Annotated in this window: 21 protein-coding genes; 11 read left to right on the plus strand and 10 right to left on the minus strand. The window is 69.4% G+C overall.

Going from position 1 to position 21,312, the window contains the following annotated elements; genetic code table 11:
* Positions 1–13: 13 nt before the first annotated feature.
* The 4 genes from ACLQ2O_RS36685 to ACLQ2O_RS36700 form a co-directional block, all read right to left on the minus strand.
* Positions 14–688: a hypothetical protein gene (locus ACLQ2O_RS36685; protein ID WP_425841545.1), complete on the minus strand. Its 675-nt coding sequence runs from the start codon at positions 686–688 to the stop codon at positions 14–16.
* Positions 688–1,512, minus strand: a complete 825-nt coding sequence (locus ACLQ2O_RS36690; protein ID WP_425841547.1) for an ATP-binding cassette domain-containing protein — start codon at positions 1,510–1,512, stop codon at positions 688–690. Before ACLQ2O_RS36690 ends, ACLQ2O_RS36685 begins: the two co-directional genes overlap by 1 nt.
* Complete coding sequence (locus tag ACLQ2O_RS36695) at positions 1,509–1,850, minus strand: PadR family transcriptional regulator (RefSeq protein WP_425841550.1); 342 nt, start codon at positions 1,848–1,850, stop codon at positions 1,509–1,511. The genes ACLQ2O_RS36690 and ACLQ2O_RS36695 overlap by 4 nt, the downstream gene beginning before the upstream one ends.
* A gap of 64 nt (positions 1,851–1,914) precedes the next feature.
* Positions 1,915–2,538 (minus strand): TetR/AcrR family transcriptional regulator, encoded by a 624-nt coding sequence (locus tag ACLQ2O_RS36700; protein ID WP_425841834.1) that lies wholly within the window; start codon positions 2,536–2,538, stop codon positions 1,915–1,917.
* 102 nt (positions 2,539–2,640) lie between these two features.
* Between ACLQ2O_RS36700 and ACLQ2O_RS36705 the strand changes: the two genes are divergently transcribed.
* The 3 genes from ACLQ2O_RS36705 (at position 2,641) to ACLQ2O_RS36715 (ending at position 7,515) form a co-directional block, all read left to right on the plus strand.
* Positions 2,641–3,969 (plus strand): MFS transporter, encoded by a 1,329-nt coding sequence (locus ACLQ2O_RS36705; protein ID WP_425841553.1) that lies wholly within the window; start codon positions 2,641–2,643, stop codon positions 3,967–3,969.
* Positions 3,962–5,215 (plus strand): hypothetical protein, encoded by a 1,254-nt coding sequence (locus ACLQ2O_RS36710; RefSeq protein ID WP_425841556.1) that lies wholly within the window; start codon positions 3,962–3,964, stop codon positions 5,213–5,215. Before ACLQ2O_RS36705 ends, ACLQ2O_RS36710 begins: the two co-directional genes overlap by 8 nt.
* Before the next feature lie 92 nt (positions 5,216–5,307).
* A complete protein-coding gene (locus ACLQ2O_RS36715) occupies positions 5,308–7,515 on the plus strand; it encodes a discoidin domain-containing protein (RefSeq protein WP_425841558.1) in 2,208 nt (735 codons plus the stop codon).
* On the opposite strand, the gene ACLQ2O_RS36720 is transcribed toward ACLQ2O_RS36715, so the two are convergent.
* Positions 7,493–8,404, minus strand: coding sequence for a helix-turn-helix domain-containing protein (locus ACLQ2O_RS36720; protein ID WP_425841561.1), 912 nt, complete (start codon positions 8,402–8,404; stop codon positions 7,493–7,495). The genes ACLQ2O_RS36715 and ACLQ2O_RS36720 overlap by 23 nt on opposite strands.
* Positions 8,405–8,482: 78 nt before the next feature.
* On the opposite strand from ACLQ2O_RS36720, the gene ACLQ2O_RS36725 reads away from it, so the two are divergent.
* The 8 genes from ACLQ2O_RS36725 (at position 8,483) to ACLQ2O_RS36760 (ending at position 17,731) form a co-directional block, all read left to right on the plus strand.
* On the plus strand, positions 8,483–9,805 hold the full coding sequence (locus ACLQ2O_RS36725) for a glycoside hydrolase family 36 protein (protein WP_425841564.1): 1,323 nt from the start codon (positions 8,483–8,485) through the stop codon (positions 9,803–9,805).
* On the plus strand, positions 9,798–10,709 hold the full coding sequence (locus ACLQ2O_RS36730; RefSeq protein ID WP_425841567.1) for a carbohydrate ABC transporter permease: 912 nt from the start codon (positions 9,798–9,800) through the stop codon (positions 10,707–10,709). The genes ACLQ2O_RS36725 and ACLQ2O_RS36730 overlap by 8 nt, the downstream gene beginning before the upstream one ends.
* 10 nt (positions 10,710–10,719) lie before the next feature.
* Positions 10,720–11,544, plus strand: coding sequence for a carbohydrate ABC transporter permease (locus ACLQ2O_RS36735; protein WP_425841570.1), 825 nt, complete (start codon positions 10,720–10,722; stop codon positions 11,542–11,544).
* Between the two features lie 79 nt (positions 11,545–11,623).
* Positions 11,624–12,913 (plus strand): ABC transporter substrate-binding protein, encoded by a 1,290-nt coding sequence (locus tag ACLQ2O_RS36740; RefSeq protein WP_425841573.1) that lies wholly within the window; start codon positions 11,624–11,626, stop codon positions 12,911–12,913.
* Positions 12,910–13,815 (plus strand): phytanoyl-CoA dioxygenase family protein, encoded by a 906-nt coding sequence (locus ACLQ2O_RS36745; protein WP_425841576.1) that lies wholly within the window; start codon positions 12,910–12,912, stop codon positions 13,813–13,815. Before ACLQ2O_RS36740 ends, ACLQ2O_RS36745 begins: the two co-directional genes overlap by 4 nt.
* 87 nt (positions 13,816–13,902) lie before the next feature.
* Positions 13,903–15,120 carry a DUF418 domain-containing protein gene (locus ACLQ2O_RS36750; protein ID WP_425841579.1) on the plus strand — a complete coding sequence of 406 codons (1,218 nt, stop codon included), beginning with the start codon at positions 13,903–13,905 and terminating at the stop codon, positions 15,118–15,120.
* 24 nt (positions 15,121–15,144) lie between these two features.
* Complete coding sequence (locus tag ACLQ2O_RS36755; protein WP_425841582.1) at positions 15,145–15,873, plus strand: TetR/AcrR family transcriptional regulator; 729 nt, start codon at positions 15,145–15,147, stop codon at positions 15,871–15,873.
* 121 nt (positions 15,874–15,994) lie between these two features.
* Positions 15,995–17,731, plus strand: a complete 1,737-nt coding sequence (locus ACLQ2O_RS36760; RefSeq protein ID WP_425841585.1) for a transglycosylase domain-containing protein — start codon at positions 15,995–15,997, stop codon at positions 17,729–17,731.
* A 129-nt stretch (positions 17,732–17,860) separates the two neighbouring features.
* Here the strand turns inward: ACLQ2O_RS36760 and ACLQ2O_RS36765 are convergent, their stop codons facing one another.
* The 5 genes from ACLQ2O_RS36765 to ACLQ2O_RS36785 all read right to left on the minus strand — a co-directional run bounded on the left by ACLQ2O_RS36765 (position 17,861) and on the right by ACLQ2O_RS36785 (position 21,293).
* Complete coding sequence (locus ACLQ2O_RS36765) at positions 17,861–18,394, minus strand: EF-hand domain-containing protein (RefSeq protein ID WP_425841588.1); 534 nt, start codon at positions 18,392–18,394, stop codon at positions 17,861–17,863.
* A gap of 229 nt (positions 18,395–18,623) precedes the next feature.
* Positions 18,624–19,007: a hypothetical protein gene (locus tag ACLQ2O_RS36770; protein WP_425841590.1), complete on the minus strand. Its 384-nt coding sequence runs from the start codon at positions 19,005–19,007 to the stop codon at positions 18,624–18,626.
* A complete protein-coding gene (locus ACLQ2O_RS36775) occupies positions 19,004–20,383 on the minus strand; it encodes a DUF4331 domain-containing protein (protein WP_425841592.1) in 1,380 nt (459 codons plus the stop codon). The genes ACLQ2O_RS36770 and ACLQ2O_RS36775 overlap by 4 nt, the downstream gene beginning before the upstream one ends.
* A 2-nt stretch (positions 20,384–20,385) precedes the next feature.
* The gene (locus tag ACLQ2O_RS36780) at positions 20,386–20,661 is read right to left on the minus strand and encodes a twin-arginine translocation signal domain-containing protein (RefSeq protein WP_425841594.1); all 276 of its coding nucleotides are present in this window, start codon (positions 20,659–20,661) and stop codon (positions 20,386–20,388) included.
* 215 nt (positions 20,662–20,876) lie between these two features.
* Positions 20,877–21,293, minus strand: a complete 417-nt coding sequence (locus tag ACLQ2O_RS36785; protein ID WP_425841597.1) for a DUF805 domain-containing protein — start codon at positions 21,291–21,293, stop codon at positions 20,877–20,879.
* Between the last annotated feature and the right edge of the window lie 19 nt (positions 21,294–21,312).

Here is a 21,312-nt window from a genome sequence, read left to right on the forward strand (position 1 = left end):
TGACCGGTGGTTGTCAGGCCGGCGTGGGCAGGCGGAGGGGACGGAGCCGGAAGCGGCCGACGATCCAGGTGACGGCGACAGCCAGGATGGTGACGGCGGCGAAGTGCAGGAGGCCGTCGCTCAGACTCGCGCCGGCGGCGGGCTCTACGGCGTACGTGGCGAACTCGCGGGAAGACCACAGGGGCAGGAGCTTGGCGGCCGTGCCGGCCGGGTCGGCGAGCATCTGCAGGGCCATGATCGACAACAGGGCAAGGGCTCCCTCGAGCTCCCGCGGGACCAGCAGGCTGACGGCCGCGCCGAGTGGCGCCGAGATCAGCACGCTGGTGGCGAGGAGCAGACCGACGCTCCACAGCCGCGCGACGTCCTGCGTCAATGCCACCCCGATGAAGTACACGACGGCCAGGGCGAGGCCCATCACCGTCAGTGCGAGCTGGCGGCCGGCGATCAGCGCGGTGGGCGAAGCGCCGACGACCGCCAGGCGCTGGTCGAGGTGACGCGAGCTGACGTGGGTGAACAGCGACAAGGTCGCGACGGCCCAGCCCACACCGATGGCGAGGAACCTGATCGCCTGGCCCGCGGTGTCGATGCGGACGAGGTAGAACGCCAACGGCAGCAGGGCGACCAGGGCGAGAGCGCCCCGGCGGCGGGTGAGTTCGCGAAGGGTGATCGCGGTGACCGCGGCAATCATCAGGAGTCCTCCGGCCGGTGCAGTTCGAGCAGGTGGTCGACGCGATCCAGGTCCTGCAGCAGGTGCGTCACCACGAGCACCCCCGCGCCGGCGTCGCGCCACTTGAAGACCTGCTCCCAGAAGTCCAGGTACGTCGCCTGGTCGAACCCCTGGTACGGCTCGTCCAGCAGGATGAGGTCGGGCCGGTTCAGTTCACTCAGTACGACGTTCAGCTTCTGCTGCGTACCACCGGACAGCTGCGCCGCGGCCTGCCCTCTCTTCGGCCGCCAGCCCAACTGCTTGCACAAGTGCGTGCCGGTCGAGACCGCCGTACGGCGGCTCATCCGATGGACCGCGCCGAAGAGGCGGAAGTGCTCGTCCGGCGTGAGCAGGTCCGAGACCCCGCCGTGCTGCGGCGCGTAGCCGATCCGCGGCGTTCGCTCCACCAGACCACCCGACGCCGCGGTCATCCCGCAGCAGATCTTCAGCAGGGTGGACTTTCCGCAGCCGTTCGCGCCGACGACGGCCGCCACCTCACCGGCCCGCAGCGTGAGATCGACCCCGTCGAAGACGAGCTGCCGCCCGTACCGCTTCGACACCTGGGACAACCGCAGGACCACCTCTCCAGCGGGTCCGGCCGCGAGCTCGGGCTGCGCGGTTCGTACGGCCTGCGCCAGGCTCGCCGCGTAGACCGATGCCGGCCCGTACAGCTCCATCGGCGCGCGACCCGAGTTCCAGGCTTCGTCGTGACTGTCCTGCGCGAGCCGTTCGGCCTCGGCCGGCTCGACCCCGAGCTCGACCAGTTGCCGACCGAGTCGCAGCGACCACTCCTCGGCCGGCGTCATGGCGCGATCACCGCTCGCTCGGTCACCGAGTCGATCGACCCACGGAACTCCCGCCAGGAAGCGATCCGCTCGGCCACGGCCACGCGACCGGCCGGCGTGAGCTCGTAGTACTTGCGCCGCGGACCTGTCGTCGACTTCACCCAGTCGGTCTGCACGAGCCCCTGCTTCTCCAACCGGAGCAGCGAGGGATAGAGCGTGCCGCCAGGGATCTCGTCGAACCCCGCGTCCACCAGCCGCTGGGTGAGCCCCAGCCCGTAGTCCCGGTCCTCCGCCAGCAGACAGAGCAGACACACATCGAGAAACCCGTGCAGCCACTGCTGCCGTAGCGTTGCCGTCATGACTAGGTAGGCTAGCTGAATACCGGTATGAAGTCTAACTACCCACCCGGCCAGGAGCAGCCGGTCAGGGAGCGCGGAGCGCCTCGACGAGCTTGCGGAGATCCTCGAGGTCGGCCTCGAACTCGGCGTCCCAGTCGATCGGCTGGTCGAGGTGGCCGGCCAGGCGGTAGTGGGCCGGGAGGTCGGCGGGGTCGAGCTGCGCCCGCCGGGCTCGCGGCTGGAGCGTTCCGCGACTGAAGCGCCCGTTCACCTCCGAGGCGGCGAAGCCGAGCACGAAGGTGGCGATCAGGCGTTCCACCCGAGCGACGTCGGCGTCCGGCACCCCGGCGTCGAGCACGGCCTGGTACGCGAAGTCGGTCGCGCGCAGCGCGTCCGGAGTGACGGACGGCCGCGAGAGTAGGAGCGAGAACGCGCTCGGATGCCTCGCGGCGAGCTTCCGCACAGCCTGTACGCCGGCCAGCAGCCTGACCCACCAGTCGGCCGTGGGCGGCGGCTGCTCGATCAGTCCCGGCAGCTCCGCGAGCAGCACGTCGACGACCCCGTCGAGCAAGGCTTCCTTGCTGGACACGTGCGGGTAGAGCGCCATCGCACTCACCCCGACCCGCAGCGCCACGGACCGCATCGAGATGGCCTCGAGCCCACGCTCGTCGGCGATCGCCAGGGCCGCCTGAAGGATCTCGTCCCGCATCTCCACCACGGCCGACACTGTAGTCGATACGCTGTATTTACACTGTATAGTCCGTTCCGAGCCGCCCACCTGGGGCGCACCGGAACGGGATGGGGACAACGCATGACATCACCAGCGACGACGGTGCCGGAGCGCATCGCCCGCCGCGGCCAGTGGGGCTGGTACGGCTACGACTGGGCCAACTCCGTGTTCACCACGAGCGTGACCTCGGTCTTCTTCGGGCCGTACCTCACCGACGCCGCCGAACGTGCCGCCGGCGCGGACGGCTTCCTGCACCCGCTCGGGATCCCGATCGCGGCGCAGTCGTTCTTCCCGTACGTCGCGGGGTTGTCGGTGTTCCTGCAGATCTTCGTCCTGCCCACCGCGGCCGCGCTGACCACGCGCTACCACCGGGGGCTGCTGCTGGCGGTCTTCTCGATCTCAGGAGCGACCGCGGCGACCGCGATGGTCGCTGTCGGAGAGACCGACTACGCCCTCGGCGGCGTGCTCTTCGTCCTGGCGACGATCGCCTTGGGCGGTTCCATCACGGTCTGCAACACCTACCTGCCACTGATCGCGCCGCCCGAGCGGCAGGACCGGGTCTCCGCCGAAGCCTCCGCGGCGGGCTTTCTCAGTGCGGGCATCATGCTGGTCGCCAACCTGATCGTCTACAGCAACCACGAGGCGCTGGGCCTGACCGAGAGCCAGGCGGTCCGCATCGTCCTGCTCACCGTGGGGCTGTGGTGGCTGGTCTTCAGCGCCGTGTCGATCTGGATGTTGCGCGGTCACGGCTCTCCCGCGGTGGGCGCGAGCTCCCAGGTGGGCAGGGTCCGCAGCTACCGGATGCTGTTCGCGGCGCTCCGGGACCTGCGACAGCATCCGGCCGCGGTCTGGTTCCTGGTCGCCTTTCTCCTGTTCTTCAACGGAGTCCAGGCGGTCACGGCCTTGGTGGGCACGTACGCGGTGGAAGCACTCGAGCTCGATCTCGACCAGGTGATCATCGCGGTCCTGGTCGTCCAGTTCGCCGCCGTGATCGGCACCGCCGGACTCGGACGACTGGCCGAGCGGTACGGCGGCCACCCGGTGCTGCTCGCCTCGGTGCTGTTCTGGTGCGTCGTGATCGTGGTCGGAGCCTTGCTCCCGGCCGGGTCCTTCAGCGGCTTCATGATGCTGTGCGTCAGCGCCGGACTCGTTGTCGGCGGCACCTATGCGCTGTCCCGCTCGGTGTTCATCAGGCTGGTCCCCCGCGACCGGGTGCCGGAGTACATCGGCATCTTCGAGACCGTCAACCGGTGCCTCGGTTTCATCGGCCCCGCCGCGTTCGGCGTCGTACTGCAGCAGACCGGAAGCTACCGCGCCGCCTGGCTGTCCATCCTCGTCTTCCTGCTGACCGGAGCGGTGGCCCTGATCGTCGGCCGGCCGCGGAGTGAAAGGACTGCCCGCCATGTCTGAGACCGATCGCCGGTACCGGATCCTGCTCACCGACGCTTCCAGCGCCTCGGCGCGGGAGGTGCTCACCATCCTCGGCCGGCAAGGGCACGAGGTCGGGGTGATGGACAGCGGTGGCATCTCGTTCACCGGTCTGTCCCGCTGGGTCGGGCACCGGCACCGGAGCCCGTCGTTCGCCGCCGATCCAATGGGCTACCTCGCCACCCTGCGCGCCGTCCTGAAGACCACCCGGTACGACGTACTCCTGCCGACGCACGAAGCCCTGGTCGCGCTGTCCCGCTACCGCGACGAGTTCGGCGAGCTGGTCCGCGGCCTGGCCGTGCCGCCTTTCGCCGCGGTCCGCAGTGCCCAGGACAAAGCGGCCGCGGTTCGGCTCCTCGACGAGCTCGGGTTGCCGCAACCGGAGACAGAACTGGTGAGCGGCCCGAGTGAGCTGCTCGCCCGGAGAGCCCTGCTGCCGGCGTACATCAAGTTGCCGGTGGCAACCTCCAGTCGCGGGGTCTGGCGCGCGGAGACCGCGGCCGACCTCGCGCGGATCGCGGCGCTGCCCGCCGTACGGGCTGTCTTCGCCGACGGCGGCGTCGTCCTGGTGCAGCGGCCGCTGGCCGGGCCGCTGCTGATGGTGCAGGCGATCTTCGACCAGGGCGTCCTGGTCGCCGCCCACACCGCCGTACGGCGACGGGAAGGGGTACAGGGCAGCGCGTCCGCCAAGGAGTCCGTCGTCCGGCCGGAGGTCCTGCAGCACCTGACCACACTGGGCAAGGCGCTGGCCTGGCACGGTCCGCTCTCGATCGACGCGATCGTCGAGGAGGGCACCGACCAGGTCCGCTACATCGACGTCAATCCCCGGCTGGTCGAGCCGCTGAACGGTGAGCTCGCGGGCGCCGACCTGGTCCGGCGGTGGATCGCGGTATCGACCGGAGAAAGGACTGGTCCGCTGCCGGAACCTCGCGAGGGGGTGCGCACGCACATGGTGCTGATGGCCGTCATTCGCCATGCCGAGCTGGACCGCGGGCGCCGGGCGGTGCTGAAGGAACTGGTGGCCGCGACCATCCGGCGCGGCTGGTACGCCGGGAGCCGCGAGGAACTGCTCCCGGTCCGCTCCGATCCCGGCGTGGCCCTCCCGCTGTTCGCGATCAGCGCCTGCCTGCTGGTCGCCCCGCGCAGCTGGCGGAAGCTCGCCGGCAGCGGAGCCCCCGCCCACACCCTCACCCCCGAGGCCTGGCAGCTGTTCACGCAGGACGAGTAGCCGGATCGTGCAGGGAGTCAGCAACTCCGGAGATGGCTGACGTTCATCGGTGCTGGCTACGTTGCTCTTCGGTCCGATGACAGGAGCAGCCGATGCTGACGAAGTTCAAGGTTCGATCCGCTCTCGCCGTCGTCGCGGCGCTGGTGGCCGGCGCGGTCGCCGCGCCGACGCCGGCGCCCGCGGCCGCGGCGGTTCCGGTGCAGTTGCTGAGCATCACCGATCTGCACGGGTACCTCGCCGAGAGTGAGAACCTGACCATCGGTGGCCTGCAGGTCGGTGGCGCCGGGTACCTGAAGGCCCACCTCGACCGGCTGCGCGCCGGGCAGCCGAACTCGTTCCTGATCGGGTCCGGCGACCAGTTCAGCGGGTGGCCCGACTACACGCAGGCCTTCGCGAACGAGCCGACGATCGAGGTGCTGAACGCGTTCGGGATGGACTTCGACGTCGCCGGGAACCACGAGTTCGACCGGGAGTTCCCGTTCCTGCAGCGGATGGTGTCCGGCCGGTGCTACGGCACGCCGGGCTTCGACAGCTGCTTCAAGGACTCGACCGGTCGCGCGTTCCACGGCACCGACTACGCCTACCACGCGGCGAACGTGGTCGACCGGCGGACGAAGCGGTCTGCGCTTCCGCCGTACTGGATCACGTCGGTGCCGAAGCCCGGCGGTGGCAAGCTGAAGCTCGGCGTGATCGGCCTGGCCTTCCCCGGTACGCCGACCGAGACGCTGTCGATCGACGGTTCCGGCTTCGACTTCCAGGCCTTGGTCGGTACGGCGAACAAGGCCGCGGCCGAACTCAAGGCCAAAGGCGTCGAGGCGATCGCGGTGAGCATGCACGAAGGCGGCCAGCAGGGCGGCGGGTTCAACGACTGCCTGAACCCGACCGGCCCGATCTTCGACGCGGCCCGCGCGATGTCGCCCGACATCGACGTGATCCTCGGCGGCCACTGGCACACCGCCTTCAACTGCATGATCCCCGACCCGGCCGGTGTCCCGCGCCCGGTCCTGGAGGCGTCCAACCACGGGCGCCTGCTGGGCGAGGTCAACCTCTCGCTCGACCCCAAGACCGGTGACGTGATCCGCGCCGCGACCACCGCCACGAACCACGCGGTCACCAAGGACGTCACCCCGGACGCGGGCGTGCAGAAGATCGTCAAGTACTGGACCGACCGCTGGGCCGCCCGCCAGAACGAGCCACTCGCCCGCATCGACCGCGACCTCGACTTCTCCACCACCGCCGAGAGCCGGACCGGCAACCTGGTGGCCGACCTCTACCACGACGAGGCAGCCCCGCACCGCGACGGCGACGCCGATCTCGCCCTCGTCCCGGCCGACCTCGGCGTCGACGTGATCGCGGCCGGCCTGAAGTACGCCCCCGGCAACCAACCCACCGACCGCCCCGGCAGAATCCTGTACGGCGAAGCATGGCCGGTCGCCGGCATCTCCCCGATCACCACCCAGTCCCTGACCGGTAAGGACATCGACGCGGTCCTCGAGCAGCAGTGGATCCCCCCGGCGTACGGCTGCCAGCGGCTCTCGTCCCTCGCGGTCTCCAAGAACGTGCGCTACACCTACGACCTCGGTGCCCCGCCCGGCGATCGCGTCGACCCGCGGGACGTGTTCATCGACGGCCGCCGCCTCGACCTGCGCCGTACGTACCGCGTCGCGACGACCGCGGTGCTGGCGCTGCACGGCGCCCAGTACGGCTACCCGTCGTTCGAGCAGCCGAAGGACCTGGTCCGCGCACCGAAGATGGGCCAGGAGGTCTTCCTCGACTACCTGCGCACCCACCCGTCGATCAAGGCGCCGGCGCTCGGCCGCGTCACCGCGATCCCCGGGACGCCGGCCCCCGTCGACGGTCCGTTCGGCCCGCTGAAACTCCTTCCCCAGCAGGAGATGAAGGCCACCGCGACCAGTCAGGGCTCCACGGCGTACGCCGCGCCGTTCGCGATCGACGGCAAGTGCTCGACGATGTGGCACTCCAACTACAGCCCGCCCGCGCCGCTCCCGCAGTCGATCACGCTCGACCTCGGCAGCAGCCGGTCGATCGAGGCGCTCGTCTACACGCCGCGCCAGGACGCCGACGTGCCGAACGGCCGGATCTCCTCGTACGACGTCCAGGTGAGCCCCGACGGCACCACCTTCCAGTCGGTGGCCAAGGGCAACTGGGACGGCACGGTCGACGCCAAGATCGCCCGCTTCCCGGCCGGTACGACGGCCCGCTACGTCAAGCTCGTCGGCCTGGAGGGCGGCGCGAACTATGCCGCGGCGACCGAGCTCAACATCGCTCTGGGTTCCTGACGGTCCGCCGGTAGTCGCTCGGTGACGCCCCGAACCGGCGGCCGAACTGGCGACTGAAGTAGTGCGGCGACTCGAAGCCGACGGCGCGAGCGACCTGTCCGACGGACATGTCGGTCGCGCCGAGCAGCTCCGACGCGCGCTGCAGCCGCAGCCCGACGACGACGTTCATGATCGAGTCGCCCACCTGCTCCTTGAAGAGGTGGGCGAGCCGGGACACCGACACCTGCGCCAGCCGGGCCAGTGAGTTCAGCGTGTGCGACCGGGCCGGGTCCGACGTCACCGCGTCGAGCACCAGCTGCACCCGGGGATCGAGCGAACGGGTCTCGCGGCGCAGGCTGCTCGCGGCCACGAGCAGGACCTCCTCGATCCCGTTCATCGTGAGCTGGACCGCGAGGTTCTGCTCGAGCAGGTGAAGCTCGGTGTCACCGGTCGGTGACAGCCCCGCCCGCTGCGCGTCCCGGTGCAGGCGGGCGAAGGCGGACACCAGCCGGTCGGTCTCCGACGGTCTGGTCAAACGCACGTACGACAGCCCGGGCATTGCCTGCGGCAACGACCACCACGTGTGCCAGTCGCGTCGCGGCTGGAAGTGGGCCCACCAGGTCTCCCAGTGGGTGCCGACCGTTCCGTAGTCGTGCTCGGTCCCCGGGCTGACCAGCACGAGGTCGCCGACGCGGAGCGTGATCGAGTCCTCGCCGATCTGGAACTGCCCGGTGCCGGCGGCCGTGTAGAGCAGGTACCAGCTGCCGACCCCGTCGGGCCGGACCACCCGGTAGTCACCGCCGCTGTGGAAGTGCCCGGTGACCAGTTTGCTCGGCGGCGGGATCTCGCTGTAGAGCTCGATCAGCACTTGCGTAGCAAGATCGTGCTCGTAGTCAGCAGACTTTGTCATAGTGGACCCTCCCTGCGAGTCCCTAGATTACCCAACCAGCAGCAAGATTCTGCAACCCCCGACGAAGTGAGGATTCCCGTGGGCTTCAGTACCGTCACCGAGCTCGTGCACGACAGCAGCACCCGGATCTTCGAGCACGGGTGGCAGTCGTGGAGCCCGAGCGGCTGGTACGACCCGACGGCCCGGCCCCCCAGGCCGACGGCGCCCAACCACCACGTGATGGCCTACCGGCCGGACGTCGAAGCCGGCCGTTTCCAGGGCGAGGGCCTGCTGGCGGTGGCCAACGGCGACGAGGTCACGGTGATCGCGGCCCTGGGTCCCGACGTCGTCCCGTCGATCCGCTGCGAGGTTGCCGACGGCAACCTCAGGATCTCCGCCGACGGCGACGTCGAGGTGGTCACCAGCACCCACAGCAACCCGAACCAGGCGCTCGCCGACTGGGCCGACGCGTTCGCCGGCCGTCATCAGTACGCCGACATCCGCGTGTTCGGCCCGTCGTGGTGCAGCTGGTACGCGTACTGGGGCAAGGTCACCGAGCGGGACGTGATGAACGAGGTCCGCCAGTTCGACGAGCACGGCCTCAGCGTCGACCTGGTCCTCCTGGACGAGGGGTACCAGGCCGAGATCGGCGACTGGCTGACCCCGCGCGACGACTTCGGGTCGACCGTCCGGCTCGCCTCCGACATCCGCGCCAGCGGCCGCCGGGCCGGGATCTGGGTGGCACCGTTCCTGGTCGGCAGCCGGAGCGAGACGGCCAGGAAGCATCCCGAGTGGCTGGTCCCCGGGATCACCGCGGGGACGAACTGGGGCCAGGAGCAACTGGTCCTCGACGTCACCCACCCGGGCGCGGCCCAACACCTGCAGGACGTGTTCACCGAGCTGTGCCGCCAGGGCTACGACCACTTCAAGCTCGACTTCTGCTACGCCGGCGCGATCGAGGGCCGGCGGCACGACCAGGTCGACGGCGTCACGGCGTACCGGCACGGGCTGCGGCTGATCCGTGAGGTGGTCGGACCGAACCGCATCCTGCACGGCTGCGGCGCCCCGATCCTGCCGAGCCTCGGACTGGTCGACTGCATGCGGGTCTCGCCCGACACCGACCCGCTGGTCGATCCGCCGTCCGGCGACATCAGCCAACCGGGGCAGCGCGGCGCCCGCTCGACCTCGGTGGCCCGCGAGTTCCTGCACGGCCGCTGGTGGGCGAACGACCCGGACTGCCTGATCGTCCAGCCCGACATCCAGGACCGCGAGGCCTGGGCGAACCACGTCGAGCACTCCCCCGGTCTGCGGATGTCCAGCGACCCGATCGGCGCCCTGGACCGGTGGGCCCTCGACCGGACCCGCGAGCTGCTCACCCCGACCTCGCCGCGGCCGCATCCGCTCAGGAACTTCGATGCTTAAGCCCGCCCAACGCCCGGTACGCCGTACGCAACAGCGCCGGCAGGCTCTGGCCGGCTACGCCCTGCTCGCTCCGAGCCTGGTCGGCGTCCTGGGCTTCCTGCTCGCGCCGGTCGTGATCGTGATCGTGCTCAGCCTGTTCGACTGGAAGCTGCTCGCGACCCCGGAGTTCATCGGGCTGGAGAACTACCGCGAGCTGCTCGGCGACGGCGAGGTCTGGCACTCGTTCCTGGTCACCGGCTACTACGTCGTGATCTGCGTTCCCGGTACGACGATCCTGTCGCTGCTGCTCGCGCTGCTGGTCGACCGCAAGCTGCGCGGGATGAAGTACTTCCGGGCACTGCTGGTGATCCCGTGGATGGCGACGCCGGTCGCGATGGGCCTGGTCTGGGCGTGGATCTTCGACCCCGGCCAAGGCGCGCTGAACCAGTTCCTCGGGCTCTTCGGCGTCGACGGCCCGGCCTGGCTGTCGTCGGAGCTGCTGGCGATGCCGAGCGTGGCCGCGGTGCACATCTGGCAGTTCGCCGGCTACAACATGTTGTTCTTCCTGGCCGGGCTGCAGAACATCCCGGCGTCGTTGCGCGAGGCGTCCTCGCTCGACGGCGCCTCGCCGGTCGCGCACTTCTTCAGTGTCACGTTGCCGCTGCTGCGCCCGACGATGCTGTTCGTGCTGATCACCAACGTGATCGGTTCGTTCCAGGCCTTCGACACGATCTTCGTGATGACCGAGGGCGGCCCGGGCGACAGCACCGAGGTCGCCACCTACCTGATCTACGACGAGGCGTTCCGCAAGTTCGACTTCGGCTACGCGGCCACGATCTCGGTCCTGCTCTTCCTGGTCATCCTCGCGGTGACCGTTGCCCAGTTCGCCTACTTCGAGCGTCGTACGACGTACGACCAGTCCTGAGGAGGTGACCATGTCCAGATCTCGTCTGTCCGTCAGCGTGCTCTGCTACGGCGTCCTGGCGGCCGGCTGCCTGCTCGCGGTCTTCCCGTACCTGCTGACCGTCCTGACCGCGTTCAAGGGCCCGGGGCAACTGTTCGAGACAGCGCCGTGGGAGCCGGGGCTGCCGCCCAGCACGGCCGCGTTCGACCGGCTGTTCGCGTCCGGTTTCGGCGGCTACCTGCTCAGCTCGACCCTCGTCACGGCCGGCATCACCGCCGGCCAGATCGTCTTCGCCGTGCTCGCGGCGTACGCCTTCGCGCGGTTGTCGTTCCCCGGCCGGGACGCCCTGTTCTGGGTGTACCTGTCGACACTGATGGTGCCGCCGGTGGTCACGATGATCCCGCTCTACCTGATGATGCAGAAGCTGGGTCTGGTCGACACCTGGGCCGGGCTGATGCTGCCGACGATGCTCGGTACGCCGTACGCGATCTTCCTGCTGCGGCAGTTCTTCCGCAGCATCCCCGCCGACCTGGAGGACGCCGCCCGGATCGACGGCGCCGGCCGGGTCCGGACCCTGCTGTCGATCGTGCTGCCGTTGTCCCGGCCGATCCTGGTCACCGTCACCACGCTCGCCGTGGTGGCGAACTGGAACAGCTTCCTGTGGCCGCTCATCATCACCAGCAGCGAGGACAAACGCCTGCTGCCGCTCGGGATCGCGTTGTTCAAGGGCGAGGTCGGGGTGGACTACAACGCTGTGATGGCCGGCAGTCTGATCGCCCTCGTTCCCCTGCTGGTGCTGTTCGTGTTCTTCCAGCGCTTCATCGTTCGCTCGGTCGCCGTCACCGGGCTCAAGTAGTTCAACGGAGGTCGTCATGTCACATCCCCTGCCTCAATCAGCACTGTCCCGACGGACGCTGCTTCGCGGTGGTGCCGGAATGATCGGCGCTGCCGGAGTACTCGGCGTGGCCGGCTGCGGCTCGTCGGACGACGACGCCGCCGGCGGTCCGGTCGAGCTCGTGTACCGGCTGTGGGACGAGCAGCAGGAGGTCGGCTACAAGTCGGTCTTCGCCGCGTTCACCGCGGAGAACCCGGGCATCACGGTCCGGATGGAGGTCCTGCCCTGGGACCAGTACTGGACGAAGCTGACCACGGAGCTGGCCAGCGGCAAGGCACCGGACGTGTTCTGGCTGACCGTGGAGAACTTCCCGGACCTGGCCGGCAAGGGGGTGCTGGCGCCGCTCGACGACCTGCTCGCGGGAGCCAAGCTCGATCTCAAGTCCTACCACCCGAACGTCGTCGAGTCGTACAAGTACGAGGACAAGCAGCTCGGCGTACCGAAGGACCTCGGCGTCGTCGGGCTGCTCTACAACAAGAACCTGGTCGCCAAGGCCGGGCTGACGATGCCGGAGAAGCTGACCTGGGCGCCGGACGGCAGCGGGACGTTCATGGACGTGGCGCGGAAGCTGACCGTGGACAAGGCCGGACTCACCGCCGGGCAGAGCGGGTTCGACGCCGCGAAGATCAAGCAGTGGGGGTTCTGCTCCTGGAACCACAGCCAGACCCAGTGGCTGAACTGGATCGCGTCCAACGGCGGCAAGGCGATGGACGCGCCGTACGGGACGTTCGAGTTCGGTGGGGCCAAGTCGGTCGAGGCGCTGCAGTGGGCCCGGGACCTGGTCTTCAAGTGGCACGTGTCACCGGACGGTACGCGGACCAACCCGCCGACCGGGCAGGCGACCGAGATGTTCTACCGCGGCGAGGTCGCGATGTTCCCGGCGAACAACGCGCTGCTGCCGTTCGCGCTGCCGGAGGTCAAGTTCCCGATCGGCGTCGCCGCGATGCCGGCCGGGCCGAGTGGGCGGACCGTGGTGATCAACGGGCTGGCCGAGGTGATGTTCGCCAAGACCAAGCACCCCGAGCAGGCCGGCAAGCTGATCACGTTCCTCGGGTCGGAGAAGGCGCAGAAGCTGATGGGTGACGCGGGCTACGTGATCCCGGCGCTGAACGACACGGCGGCCGGCTACACGGAGTACTGGAAGAAGAAAGGGATCGACGTGCAGCCCTTCCTCGACTCCGCCGCCGGCAGCACGGTGAACATGCCGATCGCGACCGGCTGGACCGCGAAGGTTGCCGACATCAACAAGGTCGTCAACGACCTGTACCTGGAGAAGGGCGACGCCGCGAAGGTCGCCACCGCGATGGACGAGAAGGGGAACAGCCGATGAAGGAACTCACCGACTCCGCACCGGCACTCGACGACACCGAGACGCTGCGCGCCCGCCTGACCGACGAGGGCTACCTGTTCTTCCGGGGGCTGCTGCCGGCCGACGTGGTGGACGACGTGCGGACGCGGATCGCCCGGATCCTGTTCGACAGCCACTGGCTCGCGCCGGGCACCGCCGCCGAGGACCTGCTGGCCTCCGAGCGGGCGGTCGAGGAGGGATCGGCCGGGTTCTTCGGGGCGTACACCGCGATCCAGAGCACCGAGGCCTTCCACCAGTTGGCGGTCCGGCCCGAGCTGCTCGACCTGTCGGCGCGGTTGCTGGGTGAGCCCTCGTTCGCGCACCCCGCACACATCTGCCGGATCGCGCCGCCCTCACCGGGCGCCAACCCGACGCCGATCCACCAGGACTACCGCTTCATCCAGGGCTGCATCGACACGCTGACGACCTGGTTGCCGCTCAGTGCCGCTCCGCCCGAGATCGGCGGGCTGCGGGTGCTGTCCGGATCGCCGCGGCTGGGCGTCCTTCCGGTGAAGCCGTCCGACGGGCCCGGGATGATGCGCGCCGAGGCGGACGAGGAGCACCCGGAGTGGCGTACGGCGACGTACGCGCCGGGTGACGTGCTGCTGTTCACCAGCCTCACGGTGCACGGCGCGATGCCGAACCGGACCCGGCAGCTCCGGGTGTCGGCCGACTTCCGGTACCAGGCGCTGAGCGCGCCGATGGCCAGGGACGCGCTGGGGACGGGCAAGCCGCACTACCACCCGGACGTGCCCGACTTCCCGACCCTGACCCGGGGCTGGTCGTCGACGGACAGCATCGAGGTGCCGCCCGGCGTGCGGTTCGTCGACCGGTTCGACCCGCGGCTCGACGAGGTGCCGACCCCGGTCTCGCGGTTCGCCTGACCAAGGGTTCTCCCGGATACCGGGCGACCCTCGATCCAGTTAGTGTGCGGCATATAGTTTCTTTCGCATACTTTCTGGAGGCGGGTTATGTCCACAGCTACCGAACGAACCGGGCGTGATGCCGGACCGGTGCCGGTCGGAGAGCGGATCCTGGCGCCGGACCTGGCGCGCGGGTTCGCTCTCCTGCTGGTCGCGCTCGCGCACTCGACCGGGATCCTGAACCGGACGGTGCCGGGCGTCGACTTCTCGCCGCACGGTGGTGAGCAGGTCTTCTACCTGGTGATGTTCCTGCTCGTGCACGCCTGCGCGCTGCCCTTGTTCGCGATGATGTTCGGCTACGGACTGATCCAGTTCGTCCGGCGGCAGGACAGCCTCGGTGTCCCGCACGAGCAGACCCGGGCGGCCTTGCTGCGCAGGCACCTCGGGCTGTTCGTGATCGGAGCGGTGCACGGGATCTTCCTGTTCGTGGGCGACGTGCTCGGCGCGTTCGCGGTGGTCGGCACGGTGCTCACCGTCCTGCTGCTACGGCGCGGGAACTGGGCGTTCCGCGGATCGCTGGTCTACCTGCTGTTCGGCGGGCTCTACCTCGGCGTCCTCGCCGTGCAGGTCTACCCGACGCTGTCCGGCAGCAGCACGACCGACGTACCGGCACCGGCGGACACCACCGCCGCGATCGCGACGTACCCGGAGTCGATCGTGGATCGGCTGACGGACTGGCCGGGCAGCACGCTGGTCCTGCTGACGACGATCCTGTTCGCCTGGATCGGTGCCTGGGCGGCCAAGCAGCGGATCCTCGACGAGCCGGAGAAGCACCGCACGCTGCTGCAATGGGGCGCGATCGGTGGTTTCACGGTCGCGATCGCCGGTGCGTTGCCGATGGCGTTGACCGCGGGCGGGTTCGCCGGACCGGACCAGGACAGGGCCGGTGCTGCCAAGCAGCTGTACGAGGGAGCCGGGCTGTTCGGCGCGGTCGGGTACGCCTGCGTCTTCGGGCTGATCGGGATGCGGCTGTCCCGGTCGAAGCGGGACCCGCACTCGATCGCTCCGGTGGCGGCGTTGGTTGCCCTCGGCCAGCGCTCGCTGACCTTCTACCTGTTCCAGTCGGTGTGCTGGGTGATCCTGCTGACGCACTACGGACTGGCGCTCGGTGAGCGGACCAGCAGTCCGGCGTACACGGCACTGATCTGTGCCGTCTCGGTCTGGCTGTTCAGCCTGCTGGCTGCTTCGGTCATGCAGCGGTACGGGTACCGCGGGCCGGTGGAACGGCTGATCCGGTGGTTCACCCATGGTGGCCATCGGCGATGATCGGACCATGCGAGCCGAGACCAGATGAGCGCTGACCGACATCCGGCCGACCTGGCCCGGCTGTGGCGGACCACCGGTCCGTCGCGGCTGGGCCGGCCGGCCGAGCTCGACACCGAGCGCGTCGTCCGGACGGCGGTCGAGCTGGCCGATCGCGACGGGCTCGACGCGGTCGCGCTGGCCAAGCTCGCGACCTCGCTCGGCGTGACGACGATGGCGCTCTACCGGCACATCGGGTCGAAGGACGAGCTGCTGGTGCTGATGCAGGACCTCGCCATCGGTCTGCCGCCGAAGCCGACGGCGGACCCGGACGACTTCCGCGCGGGCCTTCGCCAGTGGGCGAGCGCGATGCGACGGATGTACGCCGCTCACCCGTGGCTGGCCGATGTCACACCGGCCTCGCCACCGCTCGGCCCGTACAGCGTCGCCTGGATGAACCAGGGCCTCGCGCTGCTGCGTCCGACGAAGCTCGACTGGGGCGAGAAGCTCGCGGTCATCGGCCTGCTCGGCGGCTACGTCCGCCAGTCCGCCCAGCTCGCCGTCGGCTTCGCGCAGGCCGGCGTGGACACTCCCGAGGCCGAGGCCCAGTACGGTCGCAGCCTGGCCGAGCTGATCGATCCGGAGAACTACCCCGAGGTCGCCGCGCTCGTCGCCTCCGGCGTCTTCGGCACGATGCCTTCCTCGACCGGGGGTGATCCGGCCGTCGTACCGGAGTTCCTCTACAGCCTCGACGTGATCCTCGACGGCATCGGCTGACACCGGCTCGAACTTTCCGACGAGGGCGTCGTCCTTCCGGATGAAAACGCGGGCTTGCGTCCACCACCCGGTGTGGTCGCGGCGTCCTGATGGGTGACACACCACCCACCAGGAGGTTTCCGTGCGCCTGCCCGCTCGAGCTCGCCGGCGGATCGTCCGGGTCGCGGGGTGGTGCCTCGGCCTGTGCTTCGTCGCGGTGATCGGGGTCGTCGCGGCGTTCTTCATCGGGTACGCGCGGACCGCGATCCCGGACCCGAACGCGAAGTTCGAGGCGAACACGACGATCGTCACGTTTGCCGACGGCAAGAACGAGATCGGCTCGTTCTACGAGCAGAACCGCAAGTCCGTGCCGCTGGAGGAAGTGCCGCGGCACGTGCAGGACGCGGTGATCGCCGCGGAGGACCGCAGCTTCTGGACCAACGCCGGCGTCTCGCTGCCGGGCATGGCCCGGGCGGCCGTCGCGATCGCGCGCGGGCAGCAGCTGCAGGGCGGGTCGACGATCACCCAGCAGTACGTGAAGATCATGTACCTGACCCAGGAACGCACGATGCAGCGCAAGCTCGACGAACTGTTCATCGCGACCAAGATCAGCCGCACGCAGGACAAGCGGACGATCCTGCGCGACTACCTGAACACGATCTACTTCGGCGAAGGGGCCTACGGCATCCGGGCCGCCGGCCAGGTCTACTTCGGGGTCGACCGCCCGAAGGACCTCACCGTCCCGCAGGCGGCGTACCTCGCGACAGTGCTGAACAACCCGACCAAGTTCGACGCCGACAACCCCGACGCCGCCGAGCGGATCCTCGGGAGGTACCGGTACGTGCTGACCGGGATGGCCGAGATGTCGACCATCACGGCCTCCGAGTACGACGCCTACAGCGCCGCGTTGCCGCCGCTGCGCAAGAAGCCCAAGGGTGACCGGTACGCCGGGCCGACCGGCTTCCTGCTCGACCTCGCACGGCGGGAGCTGCGCAAGTACGGGTTCGAGGGCGATCAGCTGAGCGCGGGTGGCCTGCGGGTCGTCACGACCTTCGACGCCGGACTGCAGGCGCGGGCGGTCGCGGTCGCCAGGCAACGTCCCGGGCTGCAGGTCGGCCTCGCGTCGGTGCGGCCCGGGACCGGTGAGGTCGCGGCGCTTGTCGGCGGCAACGACTTCCTCGCGAGCCAGCGGAACTGGGCGACGCTCGAGGCGCCGCCGGGTGCCCTGCTGCGGCCGTTCGCGGTCGCTGCGGGGCTCGGTGATCGCGGTGGGCCGTTCGACGTACCGTCGTCGGAAGGCTCGTTGAACAAGGCGTTCTTCCGACTGGTCGACTCCAAGCGCGGGCATCTGGTGTCGACGGCCGCCGAGCACGCGGGGATCCCGCCGATCCCTGCGGCTGATCGGCCTGCGCCGGGGCTTGGACCGGACTCCTTGGCGTCGCCGGTGGACGTGGCGACGGCGTACAGCACGTTCACTGCCGGCGGGCGACGCGTTCCGGCGCATGTGATCAAGGAGGTGCGGGACTCACGCGGGAGGGTGCTGTGGACGGCTGCGAAACATCCCGGTCTCAAACAGGTTCAGGCCTTCGCGCCGGAGGTCGCCGAGCTGACCCGGCAACTCGTTGGTGAGGGCAGGGCGGCGACCGTCAACGGACTGAGCATCGAGAAACGCCGGCTCAATGCCAAGTGCCGCTGCCGCTCGCAGAAGGGCCTGCAACCGTTGGCTTCCTGGTACGTCGGCTTCACTCCTGAGATGTCGACCGCGTTGGTCTACCGGGCCGGCAAGGAGGGTGAGTCGGCGCTTCCGAAGAATGTCGACAAGTGGCCTGTTCAGGCGTGGGCGTCCTACCTCGGCGGCGCGGTGCCCGCCGGGCGTTAGGCTGCGGCGGCGCGGAGCCTCGCGCCCAGCTCCTGCCGGCACCACTGGACGAGCCACGGGTCGACGGACATGCTGACAACTCTCGCACCGATGGCCCGCCGCCGCGCGCCCGGCGGCGGGCTCAGTTCATCAGTACGGCCCGAAGACCCACTGGGACGGCGACTTCGGGTCGTCGCCGATCCAGAAACCGGCCCACAGCTCGCGGAACTCCTCGCGCGACAGGTGCCCGTCGCCGTCACCGTCGAGCTTCGGGAAGACCTCCTCGACGCCGTCGGCCGTTCCCTTCCACGCCTCGACGACCTGCTGGTGCTCGGCCAGCGCGATCCGGTCGTCGCCGTCCTGGTCGACCGCGTCGAACATCGCCTCCGCGGTCGTGTACACCGCGTCGTCGATCTTCGGCAGCTGGTCGACCACCGTCATCAGCTCGTCGAGCGACACCCGGTCGTCCCGGTCGCCGTCCGACATCGTCGCCAGCGCCGACCACCACCCCATCATGATCGCCCGCATCCGGTCGTGGTCCGCCGTCCCCGGATCCCAGCCGCGGATTCCCACCCACCGCGCGGTCAGCGTCTCGAAGTCGGACTCGTCGAGATACCCGTTGCCGTCGGCGTCCATCGCGTGGAACACCCCCGCCACCTTGCGCCGCTGAAAGTCAGTCGCCATCGTCGCTCCCCTTTCGCCACTTACCCGGTGATCCGGTTCAGACGATACGAGCGCATCTCCCGCCGCGCGCGGCGAGCGAGCACCGGAACGCGTCCCGCCCAATAGTCCGTGGGCGGGACGCGTTGACCCGGGGTTGACTTCGGAAAAACTCGGGGCCCAAGGCCATTACTCCGGGGGGGTGGACCGGCGGGAGTGGCCCCTGCACACGCCCGACGGTCCGATCCCCCGGCTAGTGGGGCCAGTGGGCCTCGGTCACCTGGCCGCTGGTGACGGCGACGGTCAGCTGGACCGGGCCGTCGGGGAGGACGTACAGGTCGTACTCGCCTTCCGGTACGTCGGGAAAGACCGCCGAGTGGATGGTCTCGCCCTCGGGGGACGGCCGTGGGACGACCGCGACGTGCGGCAGGTGGTGATGGTCCTCTCCATGGCCGTGCCCGTGGCCGTGGCCGTGCTCAGCCGGTACGCCGTGCGGCCGGCGTTCGATCTCGGTGTCGTTGAGGGCCGCGGGCATCGTCAGCACGATCGCGCCGATGCCCTCGCCGATGTCGAGCAGGACCGAGGAACCCTTGCCCGCATGGGGATTCTCCTCGGCGTTGCTGAGCGGCGCGGTCATGAGACGGCCGGGACGCCGGGCTTCGACTGGTACCCGCCGGCCGGCGTACCGAGGTACGGGAAGACCTTCAGGTAGTCGGAGTTCGTGTTCGACGTACCGTCCTGAACCGCCGACGCCGCACCGTCCGGCGTGAACGACGGGTCGACCAGCGGAATCGTCAACCCCGCGACGGCGCGGATCTCGACCGTGACGACGTCGTCGAACACCCGGCGTCCGTTCGGGAAACCGGCCGCGTCGCCCGCGACCAGGCCGAGCGGGTTCGGCGACTTCGACGGCGGGACGGCGACGTTCAGCCGCAGCATGTCGGCCTGCACCGGACCGGTGTAGTTCTGGAAGCCCGGTACGACGCCCTTCGGGATCCCCGTGAGCAGGATCGCGGCAAGGTCGGCGCGGGGCTTCTTGTACGCCGCCAGGTTCGGGAACACTCCCGGGTAGAGCACCGGCAGCAGCCCGGCCAGCTCCGGCTTGGTCACGTACTGCGCGTACTTCTTGTCCTCCGACGGCGGCCGGCTGTTCCACTTGTCCTTCTCGGCCATCGGCACGATGACCTCGTTGAACAACGGGTTGCCCAGCCGGGAGACCTGCTTGTACGGGCCGTGCCACAGCGACAGCCCGAGCAGGTCGTCGAAGATCTTGGACTGCTGCCGGCTCGCGGTCGCGTAGACACCGATGACGGACTTGGCGTCCATCACGTCCTTGGGCGTCTTGCCGTCGCGGGTCAGGTCCGAGATCGGCACCTGGAGCGCGATCGTGTGCACGTTCGAGCCCTGCAGCCCGTTGACGCCCATCGCCGCGGCGGACGGGATCAGGTGCGCGGCCTGGAACGGGCGCAGCGTGCCGAGGTCGAAGATGCTGCCCAGGTCGGCGAAGAATCCGTCCGCGCGCTGGCCGGCGAAGACCTTGCGGTTGGTACCGATGGTGTGGATCGCCTGGCCGGCCAGCTTGGCGTAGTCGGGCGTGCTGCGCGGGCCGACGTTGACCGGCGGAGCCGCCAGTTCGCGGGCCAGGATCCGGGACCGGCCGTCCTCGACCCGGGTGACCGAGTAGTACTGCGGCCGGTTCCAGGTGGTGTCCTTGATCGAGGTGATCGGACCGGTGTTGTAGAGGAACGTCTTCTTGTTCCGGATCTCGGCGTGGAAGCGGAACTGGTAGCTGATGTCGGCGCGGCCGTCACCGCCGTTGGAGATGTGGATCTGGTACAGCACGTCGTCGCCGAACTCGTAGAAGTTCGGGCCGCCGTACGGGTTCTGGAACGGGATGAAGTTCGCGATGATCGTCACGGTGTCCGGCTTGTCCGGGCTGACGAACGCGTAGACGTCGGTGTTGTCGGCGACCGGGTCCTTGGAGATCTCCGGTGCTTCGCGGTGGGACGACATGGTCAGGCCCCCTTCGCGCCGGCGAGGCGGGCGGCCAGCTCGCGATCGGTCACCAGGACCTCGCGCTCGCCGACCATGATCGCCAGCTGCCCGGACTTGACGTCCTTGACGTGGACGACGAACGACTCGGCGTCGGCCAGGTCGCTCGCCTCGAGCTGCGGTGCTGCCGCCTCGGCGGAGCGCTCGCTGAAGATCTTCGGCGCCGCGACCGCGCCGACCGCGGCCGCCGTACCCGCTCCCGCGAACACCAGGAATCCGCGCCGTGATGCGTCACTCATGAAGGTTCCTTCCCTCCCGTACCACCCGGCCGCCGATGACCACCGGCGGAGCAGCAGTTGCGACTCAGTCGCATCTGTTGTGATCTGGATCACGACCACAGCCGCAGGGCGTTCGGAGCGGGTCCGGTACCGGATGGGTGGCGAACGTCGCGGCGTCCACGGGCGAACGACTGAGCCCGCGCACCGAAACGGCGCGCGGGCTCTGGTCGAACGTGTCAGACGGTCGGGTACCCCGGTTCCGCGCTGCCGGCGGCGGTGCCGAAACGCTCGCTGCCCTTCGGGTCCGGGCCGTGGCTGTTCTGGCCCGACGTGCCCTCCTGGATGGTGAAGATCAGCAGCACGATCCACCCGATGATCGGGATCAGGCCGATGAAGATCCAGAACCCGCTCCGATCGGTGTCGTGCAGCCGCCGTACGGTGACGCCCAGGGTCGGCAGCAGGACGAGCAGCGAGTAGATCCCGCCGATCAGTCCGGTCCCCGTGCTGGCGTTGTCCGTGCCGATCGCGCGGTCGATCACGTTCAGCACGATCGAGATGATCGCGCTGAACAGCGTGAACATCCAGAACTCCTTGCGGCGCGCCCGGCCGCTGAACACGACGTACTTCTTCAGTACATCCACGTACCACTGCATGGTGGAACTCCGATCATCA

The organism is Kribbella sp. DT2 (assembly GCF_049844575.1).
Classification (GTDB): Bacteria; Actinomycetota; Actinomycetes; order Propionibacteriales; family Kribbellaceae; genus Kribbella.